General features: G+C 60.8%; 2 protein-coding genes and 1 pseudogene. 2 read left to right on the top strand and 1 reads right to left on the bottom strand.

Going from position 1 to position 1,809, the window contains the following annotated elements:
• Positions 1-142 precede the first annotated feature (142 nt).
• Positions 143-961: pseudogene (locus EOA29_RS35130) on the bottom strand (transposase); the annotation flags it as partial.
• Positions 962-1,390: 429 nt separating this feature from the next.
• Between EOA29_RS35130 and EOA29_RS35125 the strand changes: the two are divergent.
• Both EOA29_RS35125 and EOA29_RS43915 read left to right on the top strand, forming a co-directional pair.
• The gene (locus EOA29_RS35125; RefSeq protein ID WP_051695595.1) at positions 1,391-1,657 is read left to right on the top strand and encodes a hypothetical protein; all 267 of its coding nucleotides are present in this window, start codon (positions 1,391-1,393) and stop codon (positions 1,655-1,657) included.
• Entirely contained in the window at positions 1,654-1,776 is a 123-nt protein-coding gene (locus EOA29_RS43915; RefSeq protein ID WP_277569113.1) for a hypothetical protein, read from the top strand. The genes EOA29_RS35125 and EOA29_RS43915 overlap by 4 nt, the downstream gene beginning before the upstream one ends.
• Positions 1,777-1,809 lie beyond the last annotated feature (33 nt).

Genomic DNA, 1,809 nt, shown 5'->3' with positions numbered 1-1,809 from the left:
CATGACCCTTGAGACCATCAGCCAGATGAGCGATGATCCGCTCATCAGCCTGCCGGCAGTGGCGCGCTGATCAGTCCGGCCCTTGCCGGAGAGCACGGCGACCAATGCCGTTACCTACACCACGCCATGGGGCACGATCCGACAATCCCTCAGACCACAGGACGGCCGCGAACTCCGGACCTATTCCCTTGAGGCTGAGCAGCAGGGCCGGTGTTGGCTCATCTGCCGCGACAAGCAAGGCGTCGCGTGCCTCTTCAACATCCTTGATCTGCTGGATCAGCAACTCGATGCGATCAAGCTCGCGGCTGATCTGCGCCATGAGCGCCGGCGGCAGTGGACGCCCATCTCCGGTAATGAGCGCGTCGAGGCGTTTGCGTCGATCGCCTTTCAACGGTTCGTATCCGGACACACCTTGGCTGAACAAAAGCCCCTTTATCCTGTTGACGTGCCTGATCCGCTCGTTCGTCAGCGCCTTCCGCTCCCGCACCAACCGGCGACGGTCTTCCTCCTCCGGCGTTGGCACTCGCAACATCGCGCAAACCCGAGGCTCGCCGCGGTTGTAGGCCAACAACGCTCGAACCAGTGCTTCCCCGTCAATCCTGTCGGTCTTGGCCCGTCGGCGGCGACGCGATGTGGCAATGGATGCCGGTCCACGACATAACTCTCGATGCTTTCGTGTTCGAGGACCCGATGTATCCAGAATCCATCCAGACCAGCTTCCTGGATTGATATGACCCGGAAACTCTGCCCTGTCCGCACTTCCGCCTTTCGCTGCAGCTCTGCGAAGTGACCGAGCAAACCCGGAATGTCGCCCCCCGACACGACGTGTCTCGACATTCTCTCGCCCACCTGGCGAAAGCGAACTCACCAGCCATTTTGAACGAGACAGTTCTAACGAGACAAATATTGCGGCAAGATCGACGCGGATAGCGGCCGGGGCTTTGGTGGTGTTGGCTTGCATGCTGACCTCCAGGTGATGTTTGGCGACTTCACTCTGGCAGAGCGCTGGTCGCCTTCCATCCCCATAGGATCTTCTGACATATTGGCTATGGACACGGCTCAATGACTTTCCGCACAGCGGACAAACCCACACTTTGACCCCAGCGCGCGCTGAAATCACGATCACGTCCTCGTCCTCGGCGGTACTCTCGACGATTAATCCGGCCGGGATCAGGGACGACAAACGCAAAATGTTCGCCATGGTGCTGATCCCTCACAAAACAGCACCACGCCGCCATGCAAAATCATCGAATTTGAGTCAGACCCAAAACCGGCCCGCTGGCGGTCTGGCTTTGGAATGAACTGACGAACGCGAGGATTGCCGATCGTGTGTCTTTGATGCGCGCCACGCAAGCGCCGCCCTCTCCGATGCCGAACACAGAGGATCGTCATGACGCGGCCCGGTCTGGCCCAGATTGTGCGAACCGGACAGGGAAGTCCGGATCAAGACGGCGCCTATGTCGTGCGGGCGCTGCTGTCGGCACGCGACGTCCTGGTCGGCGTCCGCGGCAAGATCGAGAACGAGATCCGTGGGCTGCTCAAGACCTTCGGCATCATGTTCGGGAAGAAGCTCGGCGGCTTTGCCCGTCGTGCCGAGGAAATCGTCTCCGGTGAGTTGACGGCAGCGCCTAGATCAGAGCAATCGGCGAGGCGATGATCGAGGCTCGCCGATCCATCATCGAGCGGATCGGGGCGCTCGACGCGCGCGTTCGCGCGGCCGCGAAACAGAATGCCATGGCCCGGCTGTTCATGACCGCACCAGGCGTTGGCGTGTGATCGCGCTTTCGGTCGCCTCGACCTATGACGATG

Source organism: Mesorhizobium sp. M1E.F.Ca.ET.063.01.1.1 (assembly GCF_003998155.1).
In the GTDB taxonomy this organism is placed as follows: Bacteria; Pseudomonadota; Alphaproteobacteria; order Rhizobiales; family Rhizobiaceae; genus Mesorhizobium.
Note: the sequence above shows the minus strand (reverse complement) of the source record. Positions and strands in the feature narration are given on the sequence as shown.